The sequence below is a fragment of the Ligilactobacillus sp. JN-6 (Y).1 genome (genome assembly GCF_058111525.1).
The window spans coordinates 90,559-112,521 of the sequence record NZ_CM176599.1; the positions used below are offsets into that span (position 1 = coordinate 90,559).

The following is a 21,963-nucleotide window of genomic DNA, read 5'->3' on the forward strand; positions in this document are numbered from 1 at the left end:
CATTTTATGTGACTTTATTAACAATATCAAACAGAAAAAAAGAATAGCTTAGAGTTTTTTCCTATAGCCTAATGGAACGAATCGTTTTTATTACCCGAGATAATAACGATCTATCAAAGTCTTTTCGGTAAGCAAAGACTATTTTAAATTTGTGATTAGTATCTTTAATTGGCAATAATTTTAATTCTGTGTGTGAAGTTGGCAGCGGATAATTGTCTGGGAAAAAGCCTACTAGCTGTTGTGTCCGCAATAAAAAGACTTCTGTTTCTATATCATCAGTCGTCTTTTTGATTTCTGGGACAAAACCGTCTTCTTGTGCATGTTTCAACATAAGATGATAAGATTTTCCAATGGTTTCAGGAGACAGCATCACCAAGGGGTACTGATAAAGTTCACTGGATGAAATACTGTCTTTTTTATACAATGGATGATTCTTCCCCACCAAGGCAGAATATGTTCCCTGATATAAGGGTAAGGTCTGCAATAACTTTTCGTCTTCAAACTCTGAATCAAAACTGATTGCTAAATCATACAAACCATCTTTTAAGCCTGCAGAAACATCTTTTAACTGAACCTTTTCGAGATCAAAAGTCAACTCAGTTTTATTCTTTAATTCTTCCGTCAACTGTATCAAAAAATTAAGGTCAATGATTGATGTATACTCGATCCTGATTTTCTTTTGACCAGTTTTATAATCATTCATTTTTTCTTCAAGTAAAGAATATTGCTGCAAAACTTTTAAAGCTTCCTTATATAGCAATTTGCCAGCAACAGTTGGCTCAATTGGTGTCACATTTCGGTCGATCAACTTGATGTCAAAGTAATTTTCTAAAGAACGGATCTGCTGACTAACACTAGTTTGTGCAATGTGGTTCTTTAAACCAGTCTTAGTAAAACTGCTAGTATTGACTAAATCGACAAAGTACTTCAACTTTTCTAAATTCATCTGTTTGATTCCTTCCACTGTCTCGTAAGAACTTATCTGAACTAATTATATCAAATACGAGGCAGACAAAGCATAATTCTTATTTCTGAGTTTAAGTGACTTTTAAGGTTCATACCAAGGATAATTTGAATAACATACGCTTGTTCGTCTTTTTATGGTATGCTTATTCCAAAATCATTGGAGGAGGATCACGATGAAAAAATAGTCGTATTTCTAAACTTCTTGCTTAAACTGCTTTTGCTAGGAAAACTATGGAAAAGCAAGACCAGAAAAACACCCTCATTGAACAGCTACAGCACTATGATTCTGCCGTTGCGGACCAAGAGAAAGAAAGTTAAGCCATGCAGTGGTAACATGATCGATCCGGAATTAAGAGGGCTCAGTGAATTCTATCGCACTGTGCATTCTCACATTACTCCAGGAAAAATGAAATTCTCTATCAATGTTTTAGCCAATTTGACAGGAATCGGGACTAAGTTGCTAAACTACGATCAGCATTACATTCCCCGCTTTGACGGAACAATGTTACAGAGCTGTGTCTATTATCCAAAATACCGCAGGAAAATGTGCCAGGTATCCTGTGGCTGCACGGTGACGGTTATGCCATGTCAGTCCCCGAACTTGAAGTACCCATGATCAAAAAAATGGTCGACGCTAGCGGAGCCGTAGTTGTAGTGCCGGAATATCGTCTGTCAACCGAGCTTCCCTATCCGGCAGCTTTAAATGATAGATATCTAGCATTAGAATGGCTCGCTTCACATGGACACGAATACGGCATACGAGACGATCAGATCATGGCCAACGGTTCCGATCTGACTGCCGCATTGACATTGTGTGCACGTAATCGTGGTGAAATCAACATTGCTTTTCAGATGCCGCTGTATCCAATGTTAGATGACCATCTGATAGGATCATCAACTGACAACGACGCACCATTTTGGAATACAGAATCAAATAAACTAGGCTGGCAACTATAAACTATATTAAGAGCTCGTTACGGCACAGATGACATTCCGTCATACGCAGTACCAGCTCGGGCAAACTACTTTTCTAACTTGCCGCCGACCGTAACATTGTGGGCAGTGTGGAGCATTTCCGTGATGAAACGATCTCTTACATCAAACGTTTGAAAGAAAGCGACGTTGAAAATTTCTTCAACGAATATCATGGGCTTTCCGTGCTTTTAACCTCTTCGTGCCTAATGCACAGGTATCAAAATGAACTACCGGCTTTTTACTGGAAACCTTCAACTAAGCATTTAAAAACTATTTCGCAAAACAACCAAAATAACTAAAAAAGCAAGCCGTCAGTGCAAAATAATGAGCAACTGACAGCTCGTTTCTTCACCTAAAATTATTTTTACCTGTCTCATCTAATTGCAAAGGGATAAATTCAAGACTATTTATAACTAAAAGGACCTAGTTCTTTATTTCGAATACGCTAGTCCACGTCTAAACCTCTTCCAAAAACTAGTGTCTTCCGTCTGCAACATTAAACCACCATAGATATGACCGACATAAGCTGCCATTAAAATGACCGCAAGGATCAGCAGCAACAACGAAATACTAATTTCAACCCCCGAGGCAGAATGATCAATGATACGCATTGGCATAAAGAAACTTGAGAAGAATGGAACGTACGACAAAACTTTAACTAACAAAGCACTGGCATTATCTTGAAATGGTATGGTCAAAAAGAAAGCCAGCATACTCATATAAACGGTTGGCTGTGCCGCTTTAGAAGCATCTTCGACTTTGGCGACGAGCGCTCCACTAAATGCTGCGAGAATAGTATAAATAATCACGCCGAATAAAAGAAAAGCCAGATTGATATTTAAGAGATCAGCAACAACTTCCTTGATCAATGAACCGCTTGAGGTCAAGAAATCATTAACAACTTTAAGATGTTTAACTCCCAAAAAGATGGCCCAGCCACCCACAAGGTAGACTGCGATCTGTGTGAGAATTACACCAACTACCCCCAAAAGCTTGCCGTAAAAATAATTGGCAGGAGTTGTACTAGAAAAAATGATCTCCATAATTTTTGTACCTTTTTCAGAGGCAATTTCATTAGCGGTAACAGAAGCATAATTGATCAAGATCATATACATCATGAAAACCATGATCCAAAAAGAAATTATTCCAGCGGTTTTTTTAGTTGAATTTTCATTGTCCTTGATCTTTTGCGCAAAGTTTGGTTGCTTTGCGAGGATCTGTGCTTGATTTGGATTTAGTTTTGCTTGCCGATAATTAAGACCTTGCTGCAGCGAATTTAAGAAAGTAAGAGTTTTGTTTTTCAACGAGCTATCCATTGCTTCCGTCCCATGATATGTAGCTATAACCTGCTGGTCTTGAGTCGTTAAATTTAAATAACCCTCGATTTTATTATCCGATAGAGCCTGACGGGCCCCTTTTTTTGTCGTGATTTTCGGTTTAACGTCTGATTTATTTTGCTTAATGTAGCTCGTGCGCAAAGACTTTTCCTTTGAAATAACAGCGATTTGACCTGTTGACTCTGAGTCTGCTACCTTCCCAGAAAAATACCCCACACCTCCAGAGATCCCGATCAGCAAAAAAGGTGACAGAATAAACAATAAGAAACTCCAAGTTTTAACTTGGTTAGCGTATGTTTGGCTAATAACAGTCCATAATTTATTCATTGACTTCACCCGCTTTCATTCGGAATATCTCGTCCAGTGTGGGTGGCTGCTGACTAAATTCTGTGATATATTTTCCACCCGTTAACGTCGCAAAAATTTGTTTACCTGCAGACGGATCGTCCAAGTGAAGCAAGTAGCGCTGAGCCTGATGTAACGGCTTTACGTCAGTAACGTGAGGTAAATGTTGCAGTTTTTCAAATGGCCATTCAGACGTGACGTACAGCTCCGTCCGACCAAATTGTTCCCTGACATCATTGAGGGTCCCATTTAATACCGAACGCCCTTTACGTAACATCACCAGCCGATCACAAACTGCCTCAACGTTCGACATGTCATGACTGGAAAAGATTATGGCAGCACCTTGGTCTTTCAGTTCCAAGATCGCATTTTTAAGCAGATCAGCGTTAACAGGATCTAGCCCACTGAATGGTTCATCCAAAATAACCAGTTTTGGCTGGTGGATCAAGGTACAGATCAACTGCACTTTTTGCTGATTACCCTTAGAAAGACTTTTGACCAGGTCTTTTCTGCCACCTTTGACTTGGAATTTGGTCAGCCAATCATCGATCAATGGCTTGATTTCTCGCCCTCGTTTGCCTTTAAGCTTTGCCAAATATAGAATATGTTGTTCAATCGTCATTTTTTGCAACAAACTGCGTTCCTCTGGTAAATAGCCGATCTCATCTAAAGTGTTTTCCTTAATTGGCTGGTCGTTCCATAGAATTTTACCAGAGTAGTTTAAAAAATTAAGTATACTATGAAAAGCAGTTGTTTTACCGGCACCGTTTTGACCGATCAAACCAGTAATTTGTCCGGGGTAAACATTAAACGAGAGATCTGCGACCGCTTGAGTCTCTCCAAATCTTTTTGACAAATTTTTAATAGTAAGCATACATTCTCCCTTCACTGGATCATTTTAAATTTAAGAATAGCCTATAAAACTCGATGCGTAAACAATAAAGTTTATTTTAACCTTAATATTCCAAGAATATTTTGGAATTGTAGTTTCTTACCATTACTTGTTCGAACGATTAAACTAGCCTAATATTTCTGGCCTTAATATTCTAGGTAGGCTTCTTGTACTGTTCTCTTAATACAGGATCCTGATTCTTCTCAATATTTGAGCATGCTGGTCGACTTCGAGATTCAAGAAATACAGTTCAGCTAAAAAGAATGGCAAAAATTATTCAACAATGAAGTGCCCCATAATTGTTAGACATAGAAACTAACAATTATGGGGTGTTTTGCCTTTAGTTACTTCTCCACGTAAAAAATAAGCAAGCCTGTTAATTTCAGTTATTTTCAACCGTCTTCACCTTAGATTGCCGGTTTAACAGCAAATTCAACGCGATTGCTGTCAGTGCGGCAACCGTGATCGGTGAACCTAGCAGATATTGCAGCAATTGAGGTGCAGCATTCATTACCTTATCGGGTAAAAAGATCAGCGCCATTGTCAACACGATCGGGATCCCGATCACATAACCCCGGTTGCCAGTCATATTTAAGTCACCGATCACATTTAACCCGCTGAGCATGATAATGACTACGATCACTGCAAAAACTCCGCCAATAACTGGCGCCGGTATCGCAGCTAACAAAGCTGATAGCTTGCCAAAGAAGCCTAATAATATAAACCATAGCCCGGCTGAAATGAAAACTCGCTTACTTGCAACACCTGTGATCGAAACTACGCCCGCATTGGTTGAATAACCTGTCATAGGTGTGCTTCCTAATAAAGCTGCCACCAAACAACTCAGGCCTTCACCAATGATCCCCTGATTCCACTGTTTTTGTGTGATCTTTTCTTCCGTGACGGCTGACATGGCAAACCATGTGCCTGTCGTTTCTGTTGTCAAAACAAAGTAGATGATCACAAAAGTCAAGATCGCTGACCAATTAAAGCTGATACCATAATGGAGGACTGTAAATTCAGGAAAGCTAAACCAAGCGGCGTTTTGAATTGACTGCCAGTCCATTCTTCCCATTGCAGTTGCCGCTATTGACCCAACGACTAACGCTAAAACGATCGAACTGATCTTAAAGAAACGACGAAAACGGCGTGGCAAATATGTGCCCAATGCAATGGCGACCACTAAGGCTGTCATGGTTAGAGCGGCTAATTCAATATTTTGAAAAACATCGCCCTCTGCCTCAAAAATATTATCATTTAAAGCTGACGGGATCAGTGAGAGCCCCACACACGTAATAATAGTTCCACCAACGATCGTCGGAACCAAAGTATTAACGACCTTTTCATAAAAGCCGGACAATCCTAACAAGATCAGCAAAACTGCCCCAACAAATGAAGAACCTAGAACAACGGCCATCCCACCATTGGCAGCACCATTTGCAAGATAAACTCCCACTACGGCACCGACTGGAACATAGGATGGTCCCTGTGACATTGGCATCTTCATGCATAAAGCAGTCTGGATGATCGTTCCGATCCCGCAAGCCAGAAAAGCAACTTGTAAAAAGCCGGTCGTTTGGATTGCTGACATCGACAATAATCCAGCCATTATTAACGGCGGCACGTAAACATCCATTGCCAATACATGCTGCAGACCTAATAATCCAGCTGTCATCGTTGGAACTTTGTCGTTGGGCTTTAATAGCAAGCCGCTCTTTTCTTTTGCCATTACTTAACTCCTCCCTTAACGCACTGGCCCTGAGTTAATACCGTGTCGATCTCAGCGGCAGTCGTTTGGTACAATAATTTTTCAAAAACATCTTGTGGTCGTTGTGGTGTAAATGCTGGGTATTTAGTGTGTACGATCTGTAGGTCTGCCCAATAACCTTCTTTGATCTGTCCAGTTTTCAAGTGCAGACTCTCCGCTCCTCCAACAGTCGCTAAGTAAAAAGCATTTTGTGCAGTCAGCGGTGCAGACCTTTTACCCCTGTCCTCAGGCGAGAGGCGATTATCAACACCGTCGTTTAGCATTCGTGCAGACATTAGAGCCTGCCGAATATTTTGGTAAATGCTCGGATCAAAGCCGCCTGAAATATCGGTGCCAAGCCCAGCCTTGACTTCTGTGTTCAAAACTTCTTTCACCGGCAACACTGCATTTCCAAAATAAACGTTAGAGATCGGGCAATGTGCGATCCCTACTCCACGTTGTTTGAATAACTGCAAGTCTTGGTCATTGAGCATCGTACCATGGGCCATGACTGCTCTATCTGTCAACAAGCCAAAACCATCTAAGACTTCGGCGTCTCGTTTACCATGAGTTACCAAAGCATAACCATCTTCCCAGTCACTTTCGCTGCAATGCGACTGAACCGGTAGCTCGTACTCGGCAGCTAAACGTCCTAAACCAGTCAAGACTTCATCACTACAAGAAGGTAAAAAGCGCGGTGTGATCACTGGTGTGACCTTGATCTGACTGTCAGCGCTTAGTTTTTGAGTTGCTTGAATAAAATCTTTCGTAGCTTGCAAGGCTGCAGCAGGTGAAGGGTCACGATAATAATCTGGTGTCTGTTCTGGATCATCCATAACGACCTTGCCGACAAAACCACGTTGCTTATACTTCAAACAAGCTTTGACTAACTCAATGTTTCCTTCATTAGCAACTGAACCAAAGTAAAGCGCGGTAGTAGTCCCGTTAGCAAGCAATGTTTTTACCAAATTAGCGTAAATTTTAGCGGCAAGGTCCGCATCAGCAAACTTCGCTTCCAATGGAAAAGTATATGTATCCAGCCATTCGTTTAAAGGCCGGTCTAAAGCGACACCTGCATTAGGCCATTGTGGAGCATGAATATGCAGGTCGATAAAACCAGGCAAGATATACTGATCATCTGCCAATTCACACAGAATGTCCTGGTTCCTAGCTTCTGCTAGTGTGGAGTCATAACCTTCTTGTCCTGGTGCTATTACGGCCGCTAAATAACCAGCTCCATCAATACACAATAAACTATCTTTCTGATAATCGACCTGATCAACGTCCTTGGCAGTAAAATATGAACCTTTGAGTACTAATTTCGTTGCGATCTCACTCACCCCTATATTAAAACGAACTTTTTAGCAGGTTTTATATTTATAGTTCGTATATTTTATAAAACAAGTATAACAAAATAGAGCATTTTGTCTACCCATCAAATTGTTATATGAAGGTAACTTTCATACAAAATATTATTCATCAATTTGTGCCTGATATCTATAGTTCGTCTATAGAAGACAAGTATATTTGAAACTTCATTTTGCTATTTTCTTGCATTTTTATTGAATTCCGGTAAAATGTCTATCAGTGTATTTTTTTCAATTTGCCATTCTAACGCTTAATTTTACTATACAGTCCATTATTTTGGTAAATTTTTTCATAGCCCAAGGAGGGAAGCGCATGAAAAACGAAGAATTTGGTCACATCGAAGCGATCGAGAAGAAACACCGTCACCAAACGTACTGGGACATGTTTGCCACATGGGTCGGAGCCAACGCCAATAACGGCACATGGTATGTCGGTGGTGTGATTGCCGCGTGTGGTTTTGTTACCGCATCAACCACATTGATCATTGTAGGATTGGCATCTTATGCCTTATTGGCTCTGGCTGGTTATATGGGTTACAAGACAGGTATCCCAGCAATGGGCTTAACTCGTGCTTCTTTTGGATTACGAGGTAGTTTTTTGCCATCGCTCATCAACTTAGTTCAGTTTATCGGTTGGGCCGCCGTCAACACCTTTATTGCCGCAACTTCTATTAGTTACATACTCCACGATCTACTTGGCTGGCCTGTTTATGGCAAACCTGGCGGTGCAAAAGGCTTAGTCCTTGGCATCCTTGTCATGAGCGTCTTGCATCTGCTAAGCACATCAATGGGAGAACGTTCTGTTCAAATTATTGAACGTTTGGGGATCATCCTAGTCTTTGTCTTAGTCATCTGGGAATCGATCATTGTTTTTCAGCAAGTGTCTTTGTCAGATATTATTGCTTGGAGACCACCATCCTCCGCTAAAATGAGTGCTGGTGCTGCAGTTGATGTCTTAGCTGCTTTTAATTTAGCCTGGGTAACTGCCGCTAGTGACTTTACTCGTTTCACAAAGAAAAAGTCTAGTTCGACTTGGGCTCCCTTTCTCGGTGCCAATCTCGGCTTGATCTGGTTTGCCTTGATCGGGATCATCGCCACGATCGCCACCGCTATTACGCTGGGACATTTCGATCCAAACAACTCTGACCCCTCAACGATCGCCAGCAAACTCGGGCTTGGCATATTAGCGATGCTGGTCATCATCATTACCAGCACCACCGCCAATGCAGTTAATTTGATGTCAGCGGGTTCAGCTTTAACGAATATGACCAGGAAATTCAGTCTGCGAGCAAGTTTGATAATCGTGACTATCGTATCGGTCTTCGTCACTTTTATCCCATTATTTTATTCGACTTTCCTCGATGTTTTTACAGCTTTCTTAGACGGCATCGGGATGGTACTTGGACCTGAAATTGCGATCTTTTTAGTCGACTTTTATTTTGTTCAGCATCAAAATTACCTGAGTGATCAATTTACTCGCAAAAATGGTCCTTACTGGTATTCCAATGGGATCAATTGGTGCGCCATTATTTCTTGGGCACTCGCTGTTTGCGGTTATTGGATCATCAAGCAACTACCCGTTCTAGCCGATTCAGTCGGTGCTACTCCTTTGGCAATGTTGCTGGCGGCAGTAATTTATATCTGCCTGTCCAAAGCTAGTAAAACATAACATTTTGCCAGCTAAGTAAGCTGCACAAAAAACCATGTACCCTTCTATCTGAAGGAAGTACATGGTTTATTTTTCTATTGCTTTTGTACATTTGAATTTCGGATCAACGTTGTTTACTACCAGCAGAGATCTCTTCAACTTTTTTCATATCATTCAAAACTTCTTCAGCAACAATATCTTGCTTGATCAGTTTAAAGGTTTCATCATCTCGAGCGGCCCACTGCGCAACTTGTTTGGACTTTTCATTTGTATCTGTCGTAATGTGTAGTTCTGCCAAATTAGTTGGCAAACCAATTCCCCGATAGAATGGCAGCAGTTTTTCAATTTCTGCCTGGTCATCAGTTTGAGCCAACTGAACCAAGATGCCATACGCAACCTTTGAGCCGTGCAATATCTCATGCGTTTCTTCGATATACGAAAGACCATTATGCACCGCATGCGCACCTGCCATCCGGCCATCAGTCACACCGAAACCGCCGACCTCGCTGGCAAGTCCGATGATGCAGTCGACAACATCAGTAAAAGCAGGTGAAACACTTCCATTTTCAAGGTCAGTCAAAGCTGTTTGAGATTGGTCGACTAAGGTATTTTTGATCACTTGCGCAGTTTGATAAGACAAACGCGTAAATACAGGCAGATCATTGATCCGGCCGCGCGTGATCCCTTCCATTTCGTACCACTTTGCTAAAGTATCACCGATCCCAGCAACAAAGAAATCGTGTGGAGTTGTCAGCATGATATTGTAATCAACGATCGTAACTGTGGGAGCTTTTTTGAAATATTCCACATATTTGAAAGTATGACCAACTGGATGATACATTGCCCCTATCGGCGTAAAGGGTGCGCAATTTGAAGCCAAGGTCGGGATACTGATGAAATCGGCATTTAAAGCTTGTGCTGCCACCTTTGATGTATCAAGCGCACGGCCACCGCCAATACCAATTACAACATCAGTCTGTGCTGGTGCCTGTTGAGCAATGGCAAGCCCATCCTCATCACTGGCCGAACCATCATAGCGAAATACAGGGCATGTGAGCTGGCCGGTATAATTTTCCTGAAAAACAGCATATGATTTTTCTCCAGTCACAACTATTGCTTGCTGGTAATCCATTAAAATATCGTCAAGATCACTGACAGCCCCCTGGCGGTTTATGTAACGATTGGCCCCTGGACGAATTTCTTCAACTAATTTCATAGAATATTTATCCCCTATCTGACTTTAAGTCGCAAATTTTACTTAGATAACAACAAAAAACACCCCACAAAGCGCTTAAGCTTCATAGGGCGTTTCCACGGTACCACCTATTTTTTCTATCACCAACTAACATTGATAATAGACTTACATAGAATCTATGCTCTCATTTAATGGTGAGAAACCAGTAAAAACTACTTATTCATTTCTACCGCTCCAAGGTGAGTGGTCCTGACCACCAATGCTTGCTTCCACCAACCGCAAGCTCTCTGAAAATGTCCTGGTCACAACGATCCTTGTCATTGCGTTTTTCATTGTTATCTAATTGTGTTTTAATTTAACGCAAATGCAGGTCGAGGTCAATAGATTTTTGAAATAAATTTACATTGAATTTTTCCCGTGTATTTCTAAAAGTTAGCTGTTTCCCTAACAAAACTGCCAGAATAGAAACATTCCAACAGCTTATTCCTTAATGTTTTATTGTGTCGTATAGCCGCCATCGACCGTAAACTGCGCACCTGTGGCGAATTTAGATTCATCGGAAGCAAGATAAACACAAATATATGCGATATCATTTGGTTCGCCGATATGTCCCATCGGAGTCTTGGTACGATCAGCCATAGCTTCCATCTTGCCAGGCTGAGCCTTGACTAACGGTGTTTCGATATATCCTGGATGCACAGTGTTGACTCTAACGCCATAATCTTTAAGCGCTGAATCGAGTGCAGCAGATTTAGTTAGCAACATTGTGCCACCTTTAGAAGCATTGTACGCTGCCAAGTCTGGGTCACCGATCAATGCTTCGATCGATGCCATATTGATGATCGAAGCTCCACTAGGCAAATTTTTCATCCGACGGATACCTTCACGTGTCCCGTAAAATACCCCGTCCAAATTAACCCCTAAGACTTTGTGCCATTCATCATCAGTGGTTTCTTCAATACTGTGTGTTGCTCCAATACCAGCATTATTGACCACTGTAGTAACGGTACCAAAATTCTCCTTCGCAAAATCAAAAACTTCTGGCCAGGAGCTTGAATCACTAACATCTTGCTTAAAGAACTTAAGCGAGTTGCCCTTATTTAAAGCCGTTACATTTTCTTTCGCACCTTCATCAATATCTGTCACTACTACCTTTGCACCTTCATCGGTAAACTTATCAGCAATTGCCAAACCGATCCCTTTGGCACCGCCTGTAACTATGGCAACTTTACCTTTTAAACGCTCAGACATAGTAATTCCTCCTATATTGTATTTTAATTAACAAGTATAATTTAGCATATTGCTAGTTTTTAGTCAACTAAATAGGTTATTATATCGCAGTTTTGTGATTTATTTATCATAATATAAGGGAGATATTTCATTGTGATCATACTCTTATAACATAGGCTTTTACACGTTTGGAAACAAAAAAGCAAATCACATTTAAGCCCGAAAGTTTTATTTCTTTCATTTGACCGCACATATTTCGCTTTTGCGCCGTTGATTCGCTGGGGTTGTGACTCACTTTAACGTTTTAAGCCACTGATCGCCTTCATCAATGGCTCTGATTCCACTTTTGCGCCGTTACTCGCTTTGACTTACGGCTCACTTTACCGTTTTGAGCCATTGATCGCCTTCATCAACGGCTCTGATTCCGTTTTTGCGCCGTTACTCGTCTTGACTTACGGCTCACTTTACCATTTTGAGCCACCAATTGTCTTCATCAACGGCTCTGTCACATCCAAATCCTATTAATAAAGGCCACCGTTGATCCGAACACTCTAAAAAGTATTGAATCAACGGTGGCTTTTAGCAAATTCTAATTAGTTAATTCCGTTCCAACACCGCAATAGTTTCGACATGTGTTGTTTGAGGAAATTGGTCGAATGGTTCAAGTGGATGTTTGACAGAGTAGCCCTGCTCGCCAAAACGTTCGATGTCACGAACTAAGGTTGCCGGGTTGCAGCTGACATACACCACTTTTTGCGGAGCCGTTTTAGCGGCTGCTTCGATGAAATCGACTGACAAGCCCTTGCGAGGTGGATCGACCACTATCACATCAGGGTTGATACCATCGTTTGCCCACTTTTGCATCATTTCTTCTGCATTACCTACTTCAAAATGTAAGTTATCCAGCTTGTTCAAACGTGCATTTTCCTTGGCATCTTCAATAGCCTGGGGTACGATCTCCACACCATAAACTTCTTTAGCTGCTTTTGCCAAACTCAATGAGATCGTGCCGATCCCACAATAGGCATCGACTATGATTTCATCACCGTGCAAATCGGCTAATTCAACTGCCCGCGCGTAAAGCTTCTCTGTTTGCACAGGGTTGACCTGGTAGAATGATTGGGCGGAAATGTTAAAGGTCAAACCATTCAATTGGTCCTGAATGTAATTTCGTCCACGCATAATTTTAGTAGTTGTGCCCAAAATAACATTTGTCGTATTGGGATTGATATTTTGTAAGACGCTGACTACATCAGGACATTCCTCTTGGATCTTAGCCGAAATTTCCGCAGCACCCTTTAACTTCTTGGTCCGTGTGACCAAAACGACCATCACTTCACCGCTATAATGGCCACGGCGGACCATCACATTACGGATCACTCCAGTATGTTTTTCTTCATCGTAAGCTGGCACGTTGAATTCACGCAAAATATCACGAACAGTCAATATCACTTCATCGATCCGCGGATCTTGGATCTCATAGTCTTCAAGCGGAATAAATCTATGGCTGCCACGGCGGAAAAAGCCAGTCGTCAGTTGTCCCTGATATTCACGCGCTGGGACCTGGGCTTTATTTCGATAGTGGCGTGGTTCATCCATCCCAACAGTGTCGGCTACTTCTATTTCTGACAAATGAGCTTTTTGTAAGAGGTCCATTACTAATTTGCGTTTGTATTTTAATTGCGCCGGATACGCCCAATGTTGTAGGGGTGCGATCCCTGTTTGGACTAATTCTTTTTTTCCGGCAGCGACTCGATCCGGGCTAGTAGTCAAGTACTCGATCGCCTTGGCAAAACCATATTTTTTATCGACTTTTAAGACGTGCAATTTTAGCTGCTCGCCTGGCAACGCGCCTGCAACAAACAACGGGTAGCCATCAACTTTTGCGACCCCCATCCCTTGGTAGGTCAGGTCCGTGATCGTGGTCGTCAATTCGTCATTTTTAGTGACAGGTGTTTTTTTCTTCATTTTATACTCCTCGTATTACAATTTTTCTATTATACTTTGTCGACCTTATTACAGACGAAGGTTTTTAACAAAATTCGCAAACTCTCAGCGACAAATTTACACTTCAGTTTAACATTTATCCGCAGCAAAAAGTTTGACAAGCTCACATGTAAAAAGCGGCCGCAACAAAGACTTGTTACGACCACCTTACTAACTATTTTTCATTAACAGCCTCATCGACAGAGTCTCCCTCATCTGGCAATTGTTCCATCTCATGGACGAAATGATCACGGGCATCTTGTGCTAATGCCTTTTCTGCCGTGATAGCAGAACCTGGGATCTGATCAATGTTAGCACACATTTCGATGTGTTGTTTGTGATCAACAAAAGTCATCGGGGCATCCCCGCCGTACTCGCCATCGACATTGATCATCATACGTGCATCCGGCGATGATGCTTCGATCTTGGCAGTCTTTACGTAAACGATCCGTGAGTCATCCACGTGCTTACCACCATTAAATACTTTGCGGATCAAATGCAAGATCTCGACCAAGTTGCTGGTCTTAACAATGATCAAAGTAAATTTGCCATCATCTAGCGAAGCATCCGGCACGATCTGCTCGAAACCGCCGACTGAATTAGTCAAAGCTACGAAAAACATCGAAGCTTTGCCGTCAAACTCCCCATCGTCATACTTGATTTTCATGTTTACCGGCTTGATCCGTGGCAATAATTCGGCACCCTTAGCTAAATAAGCTAGGTAACCGAACTGTGACTTTAGCTCAGACGGTACGGAGTACGTGATCTCTGATAACAAACCACCGGCGGCAATATTCACGAAATAATTCTCATCGGCCTGACCAATATCCATCTTGACCGTTTCACCATTGGCGATCACCTTAGCCGCCGCTAAAGGATCTTCACGCGGTATTTTCAAAGCACGCGCGTAATCATTAGTCGTTCCAGCAGGAATTATCCCCATCTTAGGACGTTTTTTCAGCGGTGCGATCCCATTCACGACCTCATTGATCGTTCCATCACCACCAGCAGCGATCAACAATTCGAAACCATCTCTTGCAGCTCGTCTTGCTTCATTTTGCGCAGAGTTTTTCTCCGCTGTGGTTGCAAAGGCACTTGTTTCATAACCTGCATTTTCCATGATATTCAAAATACCGATCAGGTCTTTTTTCATCGCTTCTCTGCCGGAAGTGGGATTATAAATTACACGACAACGTTTTTTCATAATTCTCTCGTTTCCTAGGAAGTTGTGCTCCCTTACCTTTCCTTCAAACTAGCCATCAAAAGCTGGTTAACAACTTTAGGGTTGGCCTTACCACGAGTTTGTTTCATGATATTGCCGACCAAGAAACCAACGGCACGATCCTTACCGTTCTTGAAGTCTTCGATCGACTTGGTATTATTATCCAAGACATCATCAATGATCGGCTGCAAGCTAGCAGGGTCAGACAATTGGACCATCCCTTTTTCTTCGACCCATGCTTTAGGATCCGTATCATTGGCAACAATTTGTTTGAAGACTTTCTTAGCGATCTTGCTGGAGATCGTTTCGTCTTGGATCAAGCTGATCATCTGTGCTAAATGTTCTGGTGTCAAAGCCAAGTCAGCTAATTCGACCTTTTTATCATTCATGTAGGCACTAACATCACCCATCAACCAATTAGCGGCCAGCTTTGGATCAGCTCCTGCAGCGACCGTTGCTTCGAAAAAGTCGGACATTTCCATCGTTTGTGTCAAAACGTCAGCATCATATTCAGTCACGCCCCACTCATTGACATAACGTTTGCGCCTATCTTCCGGCATTTCAGGGATCGAATCTTTGACTTCCTTGATCCAATCATCTGAAATGTGGATCGGCGGCAGGTCTGGTTCTGGGAAGTAACGGTAGTCGCTCTTTCCTTCCTTGACACGCATCAAGACTGTTTCACCAGTGTTTACGTCAAAACGACGCGTTTCCTGTTGGATACTACCGCCCGCTCTAATAACATTTTCCTGGCGTTTTTCTTCAAACTTCAACCCTGAACGAACGTGTTCAAATGAATTCAAGTTTTTCATTTCGGTTTTTGTTCCATACCGCTCAGACCCGATCGGACGAACAGAAATGTTAACATCGGCTCGCATGGACCCTTCTTCCATTTTTACGTCAGAAACGCCAGTAAATTGGATGATCTGGCGCAGCTTCTTTAGGTATGCATATGCTTCATCGGCCGAAGCAATGTCAGGCTTTGACACGATCTCGATCAATGGTGTTCCCTGCCGGTTCAAGTCGACATAGGAATAGCCGTCTGGATCATGGGTGTTTTTCCCAGCGTCTTCTTCAACATGCATTTCTTCGATCCCGATCTGCTTGGTTGAACCATCTTCTTGTTCAATTTCCAAAAAACCATCATGGGCGATCGGCGTTTCAGCCTGAGTGATCTGATAAGCTTTTGGATTATCTGGATAAAAGTAATTTTTCCGATCAAAGTGAATATCTTTAGTAATGTGGCAGTTCAAAGCCAGTGCGGCGCGCATGCCGTATTCCAAAGCACCCTTGTTGACTTCTGGCAAAACGCCCGGATAGCCCCAGTCGATCACGTTAGTATTGGTATTCGGTTCTTGTCCATATTTAACTGGTGCCGGAGAAAATGCTTTAGAATTAGTTTTCATTTCAACGTGGACTTCAAGTCCGATTGTTGTAGTAAAGTTCATTAATTTTCCCCTCCGATCGTTGGTACTTCTTTATGAAAATCTGTTGCTTGTTCAAAGGCATAACCAGCACGATATATCGTTTCTTCGCCAAACTGCGGTGCGATCAACTGCATACCGATCGGCAGGCCATTTGAAAAGCCTGCTGGTAATGACATTCCGGGCAAACCAGCCAAGTTAACTGGAATAGTCAAAATGTCATTCATGTACATAGTTACAGGATCATTGATCTCCTCACCGATGCCAAAAGCAGTCGAAGTTGTCGTTGGTGCTAAAATCAAATCATAATTAGCAAACACATTGGCAAAGTCCTGGCAGATCAATGTCCGCACTTGGGCAGCTTTCTTGAAGTATGCATCGTATGTTCCTGCGGAAAGAGAGAATGTCCCCAACATTATCCGCCGTTTGACTTCATCGCCAAAGCCTTCGGAACGTGAACGAACATAGACATCCTCCAAATTCTTAACATCATCTGCGCGGAAACCGTAGCGGATCCCATCGTAACGCTGCAAGTTAGAAGAAGCCTCTGAAGAAGCAATGATATAATAGACTGGCACACCGTATTTGCTGTAAGGTAAGGAAACTTCTTCGACTGTGGCACCCATTTTTTCAAAGGTTTGAGCTGCGTTTTGAACAGCGGCACGAACATCATCATCCACACCTTGATCCATGAATTCTTTAGGCAAACCAATGCGCATTCCCTTAACATCACCATCGAGTTTGGCAGTGAAGTCAGGAACTTTGCGCTCAGATGAAGTAAAGTCGTGTTTGTCATAACCAGAAATGGCACTCAACATCAAGGCATTGTCCTTGACCGACCGTGTCATTGGTCCAACTTGATCCAAACTAGAACCAAAGGCAATGACGCCGTAACGTGAAACACGACCGTAAGTCGGCTTGACACCAACGATGCCGTTAAAGGCGGCCGGCTGGCGGATCGAACCCCCGGTATCAGTTCCCAAGGCAGCCAACAACTGACCAGAAGCCACAGCGGCTGCAGGGCCACCGGAAGAACCACCAGGGACTTTAGTCTGATTCCAAGCATTTTTGGTGATCTTAAAGGCTGAGTTTTCAGTAGATCCACCCATGGCGAATTCATCTAAGTTCAATTTACCCACATCGATCATGCGAGCAGCAGCCAATTTGTCAGCAACCGTTGCATTATAGATCGGTTCAAAGTTGCCCAAGATCTTGCTGGCAGCGGTTGTTTTCAAACCCTTGGTCACGATATTATCTTTGATGCCAACGGGGATCCCGGCTAATTTATCAGCATCCGTGATCCCAGATTCATCGACCTTTTGTGCAGCAGATAAAGCCTGGTCTTCGTTTAAAGTCAAAAAGGCTGCGATCTTAGGATCAATAGCTTTGATCTTTTTGAAAGTTTCAGTCGTTAATTCTTGCGAGCTGAACTCCTTGTTAAGTAAACCTGCATGCAACGATGACAGGTCATTTTTAAAGTAATCCATTGCTTAACCTTCCTCACTTTCATCGATAATTGCGGGAACTTTAACAAAGCCCTTGTCTTTTTGAGGAACATTATGCATCAACTTGTCACGATCAGTCCCTTTAACTGCCTCGTCTTCACGCATAACATTTTTAGCTTCAGCAACAGTAGATGTTACTGGAACACCTTCCGTATCAACTTCGCCGAGTTGCTGAACCATTTTAATGATGTCATCCATCTGGCCAGCAAACATTTGCAACTCATCATCAGTGAATTCGAGTTTAGCTAATTTAGCGACATGCTTCACTTCATCGGCTGTGATTGCCATTTTGTTTCCCTCTTTCTTTTTTTGTTTTCATTTAATTGTCTTATACCATAAGTCTACGAAATATTACAAACTAACACTAAATATTCTAGCATATTTTCAGAAAAGTTTGGCACTATTATAGCCAAAAACTGGACATGCCTTTAAGAGCCTTTAAGACACATCACAGTTTTTATAATTTATAAGTTTGAACAAACGAAAGGCAGTTGTAGTTAAAACTGCGGTTGAGTTTTAACTGCTTTGGCGTTTGCGATTATTACTTTCATATAGTTTTAGCCACATTGGCATTTGCGGTTAAAACCCCGGTTGAGTTTTAACTGCTTTAACGTTTGCGGTTATTGCTCTCATGTAGTTCTAGCCGCTCTGAAGTTTGCAGTTATTACTTCAACACAATTTTAACCGCAAATCTAGTTGCCGGAGCTACTTTATCTAACTTACACCAGCTTTTCAATTTGCTGGAGTTATTTTACACGACCTACGTCAGCTTTTTTCCTACCAGAGTCCAAACTCATCTTCAATCAAATTTATCCGCGCCTCACAGCCATTAATAACTGCTAAAAACGTGGGTATAGAAATCGCCGTTATTATCCTGACGTGATAAGAAGGCTTGGACTGTTCCATCGGCACCCTTGATCGTGATATCGATCGGGATCCCCATTGGTAAGTAAGTCCGCGCTGCTTGTGCCACGTACTGAGTAAAACTGGTGATCTCCGTTTGACTGTAGAACTGAGTCGTAATATTGACTTTCATACCTTGCAAAGTCTTATTTTTATATTGGCCTTGAGCTGTCACACCATCCAAGTTCGGGAAGAAGTTCTTGATCTTGTTTTGGAAGCCTTCAAATGATGTTTCATCATTGTCATTTGGCACCGACTTAGTTGCTGTGGACGGGAAAGTATAACTGGATAAATGGGTATCTTTCCAATTACCGATCTCATTGCCGCTCTTGCTGACAGTTGTTGAGTAAAATGAGCCGCCGACCAAGCTGTCATTTGGCGCCTGTTCAAACATAGCGATCATGATCGGAGTATCGTTTGAAACTCTTTTTTCCTTTCGGAGACGTGACAAAACTTTGGCCGCAGCGATCCGTCCTTGTTTAGTCATTTCTTCCTTCGAAATGCTAGAGGAATAAGTTGCACCATATTGTTCCTTTTGGTAGTAATCTTTACGGTTCATCCCGATACCGATCGTGATGCCTCCTAAACTTAACTTACCATCATCCTCGTTCATATAATCTTGTTCTTCGATCTGCTGGATGTACTTTGGATTCCTAGTTTTTGCGTCTTTTTTGCCGTTATCTTTTGGATTTAATCCTGTAGGATTACTTCCTGATTGCCGGTCCAGCCAGTTCTCAACGGTAGAACGTGAAAGGATCTGACCTTCTTGAAAAACGTATCTTTTAGGCGGAAATTGTGATTTTGATAGTGAAGTTAAACCTGATTCGAAACTCTGCAAATTTAACATGTTATCAGCATCTTGTGTAATGCCGACTCCACGCGCCCGACTAGTCCGGTATTTGCCGTTTTTGATCACGCCTTGGTAATCAGAGTCGTCCGTTTTACCCGTAGTCTGATAACCCTTCTTAGAGGTCGTTTTATTCGTGCGCGCCGTATTCCCCCCCGAATCACCGCCGTTACTATTCGTATTCGAACATGCACTGATCAGCAACACCGACATCAGTAAGCTGATAACAATCGCTGCCCTCTTTTTCATCCTTGCTCCTCCATTTTCTTGATAAACTGTTCCTCATCCATGATCTGCGTACCTAAATCTTGTGCCTTAGTCAATTTGCTGCCGGCATCATGACCCGCGATCAAAAGTGATGTGTTTTTAGACACGCTTCCTGTTACTTTGGCACCATGCTCTTCTAGCCATTTTTTGGCATCCGCACGGGTAATAGTATCTAACGTTCCGGTCAAAACGACCGTTTGTTGATTAAATTCACTTTCTTGAGCTTGTTCTTCGATCTGACCAGCTGTTTTGCCAAGATAATCCATGTTGACCTTTTGTTTCTTCAGTTCTGTAATCAACTCAGCTACTTCATCGGTCGCAAAATATTTGACGATACTTTCAGCGATAACTCCGCCCATCGAATTTATTTCCTCGATATCTTCCGTGGATGCCTGGCTGATCTTATCCAAGCTGCCAAAATGTTGCGCTAAGATCCGCGCCGCTTTAGCACCCACATGACGGATACCTAAACCAAACAACAAGTGTTCCACTGAATTTTTACGACTGGAATCGATCGCCTCTAACAAATTATTCGCTGACTTATCTTTGACCTTATCTAATTTTAATAAGTCATCTTTAGTCAGTTTATACAGGTCGGCCACATCTGTTATCAGGTCCAAATCAAACATTTGCTGGATGATCCGTTTGCCTAAACCACGAATATTCATCGCATTTCTGGATACAAAGTGGATCACACTTTCTTTCAAAAGTGACGGACATTTAGGATTGACGCAACGTAACGCTACTTCGTCATCCAAATGAACTAACTCAGCACCACATTCCGGACAATGCGTTGGCACTTCATAATCACTGGAATCAGCGGGACGTTTGTCAAACACGACCTCGGAGATCTCGGGAATAATATCGCCTGCCTTATGCAACTTCACGGTATCTAAGATCCGGATCCCTTTTTCTGCCAAATAGTCTGGGTTGTGTAATGACGCGCGACTGACCGTAGTACCCGCTAAGCGTACAGGGTCCATGACTGCCGTCGGTGTCACGACACCTGTCCGTCCAACAGTCCACTCGATATCTCGCACCACAGTTTCTTGTTCATCCGGCGGGAACTTGTAGGCGATCGCCCAACGAGGGACCTTGACTGTATTTCCTAATTCCTGTTGGACTGTAAATGGATCAGCCTTCAAAACGATCCCATCAATATCATACTCGAGTTCAGTTCGTCTATTTTGATAATCATCGATGTAGTCGTCGACCTCATCCATATTGGTTGCCAAACGTGAGTCCGTGTTAGTCTTAAAGCCCCATTCACGCATTTTTTTCAAGGCCTGACTTTGGGATTTAACTCCGTATTTTTCTGGTTCCATTAAATAGTAAATAAAGGTACTCAAGTTACGCGCCGCAGTGATTTTAGAATTTAACTGCCGCAACGAGCCAGCTGCCGCATTTCTCGGATTGGCAAAAACTGGGAGGCCTTGCTCTTCACGATACTCATTCAGGTAAACAAATGAACTCTTGGGCATATAACACTCCCCGCGAACTTCGACCGAAACCGGCTCACTCAAGCGCAGCGGGATCGCGTTGATCGTTTTCAGGTTTTGAGTGATATCTTCGCCGACTGTTCCGTTGCCACGAGTCGAGCCTTTGACAAAGACACCATCTTCATACGTCAATGAGATCGCCAGTCCATCGATCTTTAACTCGCAATTAAAGGAGACATTTTCAACAACGTTTGAATGCAAACGGTCGATGAAAGCTCGCAATTCATCTTTCGAAAAAACATCGCCTAAAGAAAGCATCGGCGTCTCATGAGTCACTTTTTCAAAACCGGACAGGATATGCCCACCGACTCGCTGAGTGGGTGAATCCGTAGTAATGACCTCGGGATGCTGTTTTTCTAGATCTTGCAACTGGCGGTATGTCTGATCGTAAACTGAATCTTCGACTGTCGGTTGATCCAAGACATAATACTCCCGGCCCCATTGGTTTAGTTTTTGCCGTAAGTCTTGCGCTTGCTTAGCAATATTTTCCTGATCTGCGGCCATCGTTTTTCCTCCTCCAACTACTATGAAAATTTGGGATCTTGTTGTAAGAGCTGACAAATTTTCGATTCTTTTTTATTTTATTTCTCTAACAACTATTGAGTAAG

At 42.4% G+C, this 21,963-nt stretch carries 16 protein-coding genes and 1 other annotated feature; of the genes, 2 read left to right on the forward strand and 14 right to left on the reverse strand.

Annotation, left to right across the window (positions count from 1 at the left end; genetic code table 11):
- Nucleotides 1-61 precede the first annotated feature (61 nt).
- Nucleotides 62-946, reverse strand: a complete 885-nt coding sequence (locus AC3XNE_RS00460) for a LysR family transcriptional regulator (RefSeq protein WP_489832287.1) — start codon at nucleotides 944-946, stop codon at nucleotides 62-64.
- Between the two features lie 566 nt (nucleotides 947-1,512).
- Here AC3XNE_RS00460 and AC3XNE_RS00465 point away from each other — a divergent pair.
- Nucleotides 1,513-1,923, forward strand: a complete 411-nt coding sequence (locus tag AC3XNE_RS00465; protein ID WP_489832288.1) for an alpha/beta hydrolase — start codon at nucleotides 1,513-1,515, stop codon at nucleotides 1,921-1,923.
- Between the two features lie 449 nt (nucleotides 1,924-2,372).
- On the opposite strand, the gene AC3XNE_RS00470 is transcribed toward AC3XNE_RS00465, so the two are convergent.
- The 4 genes from AC3XNE_RS00470 to AC3XNE_RS00485 all read right to left on the reverse strand — a co-directional run bounded on the left by AC3XNE_RS00470 (nucleotide 2,373) and on the right by AC3XNE_RS00485 (nucleotide 7,602).
- The gene (locus AC3XNE_RS00470; RefSeq protein ID WP_489832289.1) at nucleotides 2,373-3,605 is read right to left on the reverse strand and encodes an ABC transporter permease; all 1,233 of its coding nucleotides are present in this window, start codon (nucleotides 3,603-3,605) and stop codon (nucleotides 2,373-2,375) included.
- Nucleotides 3,598-4,497: an ABC transporter ATP-binding protein gene (locus AC3XNE_RS00475; protein WP_489832290.1), complete on the reverse strand. Its 900-nt coding sequence runs from the start codon at nucleotides 4,495-4,497 to the stop codon at nucleotides 3,598-3,600. The genes AC3XNE_RS00470 and AC3XNE_RS00475 overlap by 8 nt, the downstream gene beginning before the upstream one ends.
- A 400-nt stretch (nucleotides 4,498-4,897) precedes the next feature.
- Nucleotides 4,898-6,244, reverse strand: a complete 1,347-nt coding sequence (locus AC3XNE_RS00480; protein WP_489832292.1) for a uracil-xanthine permease family protein — start codon at nucleotides 6,242-6,244, stop codon at nucleotides 4,898-4,900.
- Entirely contained in the window at nucleotides 6,244-7,602 is a 1,359-nt protein-coding gene (locus tag AC3XNE_RS00485; protein ID WP_489832294.1) for an amidohydrolase family protein, read from the reverse strand. The genes AC3XNE_RS00480 and AC3XNE_RS00485 overlap by 1 nt, the downstream gene beginning before the upstream one ends.
- A gap of 340 nt (nucleotides 7,603-7,942) precedes the next feature.
- Here AC3XNE_RS00485 and AC3XNE_RS00490 point away from each other — a divergent pair, with 340 nt between their 5' ends.
- Entirely contained in the window at nucleotides 7,943-9,298 is a 1,356-nt protein-coding gene (locus AC3XNE_RS00490; protein ID WP_489832295.1) for a cytosine permease, read from the forward strand.
- Between the two features lie 103 nt (nucleotides 9,299-9,401).
- Here AC3XNE_RS00490 and AC3XNE_RS00495 read toward each other — a convergent pair whose 3' ends face one another.
- From AC3XNE_RS00495 to ligA, 9 genes are all read right to left on the reverse strand, one after another.
- Nucleotides 9,402-10,493 (reverse strand): iron-containing alcohol dehydrogenase family protein, encoded by a 1,092-nt coding sequence (locus tag AC3XNE_RS00495; protein WP_489832296.1) that lies wholly within the window; start codon nucleotides 10,491-10,493, stop codon nucleotides 9,402-9,404.
- A gap of 82 nt (nucleotides 10,494-10,575) precedes the next feature.
- Nucleotides 10,576-10,802 (reverse strand) — a binding site (T-box leader).
- A gap of 165 nt (nucleotides 10,803-10,967) precedes the next feature.
- On the reverse strand, nucleotides 10,968-11,723 hold the full coding sequence (locus tag AC3XNE_RS00500) for an NADP-dependent (R)-specific alcohol dehydrogenase (protein ID WP_489832297.1): 756 nt from the start codon (nucleotides 11,721-11,723) through the stop codon (nucleotides 10,968-10,970).
- Nucleotides 11,724-12,299: 576 nt separating this feature from the next.
- Nucleotides 12,300-13,670: a 23S rRNA (uracil(1939)-C(5))-methyltransferase RlmD gene (rlmD, locus tag AC3XNE_RS00505; RefSeq protein WP_489832299.1), complete on the reverse strand. Its 1,371-nt coding sequence runs from the start codon at nucleotides 13,668-13,670 to the stop codon at nucleotides 12,300-12,302.
- Nucleotides 13,671-13,863: 193 nt separating this feature from the next.
- On the reverse strand, nucleotides 13,864-14,892 hold the full coding sequence (locus tag AC3XNE_RS00510; protein WP_489832300.1) for a diacylglycerol kinase: 1,029 nt from the start codon (nucleotides 14,890-14,892) through the stop codon (nucleotides 13,864-13,866).
- Between the two features lie 32 nt (nucleotides 14,893-14,924).
- The gene (gene gatB / locus AC3XNE_RS00515; protein WP_489832301.1) at nucleotides 14,925-16,358 is read right to left on the reverse strand and encodes an Asp-tRNA(Asn)/Glu-tRNA(Gln) amidotransferase subunit GatB; all 1,434 of its coding nucleotides are present in this window, start codon (nucleotides 16,356-16,358) and stop codon (nucleotides 14,925-14,927) included.
- Nucleotides 16,358-17,821, reverse strand: a complete 1,464-nt coding sequence (gatA, locus tag AC3XNE_RS00520; protein ID WP_489832302.1) for an Asp-tRNA(Asn)/Glu-tRNA(Gln) amidotransferase subunit GatA — start codon at nucleotides 17,819-17,821, stop codon at nucleotides 16,358-16,360. The genes gatB and gatA overlap by 1 nt, the downstream gene beginning before the upstream one ends.
- 3 nt (nucleotides 17,822-17,824) lie before the next feature.
- The gene (gene gatC / locus AC3XNE_RS00525; protein ID WP_489832303.1) at nucleotides 17,825-18,127 is read right to left on the reverse strand and encodes an Asp-tRNA(Asn)/Glu-tRNA(Gln) amidotransferase subunit GatC; all 303 of its coding nucleotides are present in this window, start codon (nucleotides 18,125-18,127) and stop codon (nucleotides 17,825-17,827) included.
- 541 nt (nucleotides 18,128-18,668) lie between these two features.
- The gene (locus AC3XNE_RS00530) at nucleotides 18,669-19,838 is read right to left on the reverse strand and encodes a CamS family sex pheromone protein (RefSeq protein WP_489832304.1); all 1,170 of its coding nucleotides are present in this window, start codon (nucleotides 19,836-19,838) and stop codon (nucleotides 18,669-18,671) included.
- Nucleotides 19,835-21,859 (reverse strand): NAD-dependent DNA ligase LigA, encoded by a 2,025-nt coding sequence (ligA, locus tag AC3XNE_RS00535; protein WP_489832305.1) that lies wholly within the window; start codon nucleotides 21,857-21,859, stop codon nucleotides 19,835-19,837. Before ligA ends, AC3XNE_RS00530 begins: the two co-directional genes overlap by 4 nt.
- Between the last annotated feature and the right edge of the window lie 104 nt (nucleotides 21,860-21,963).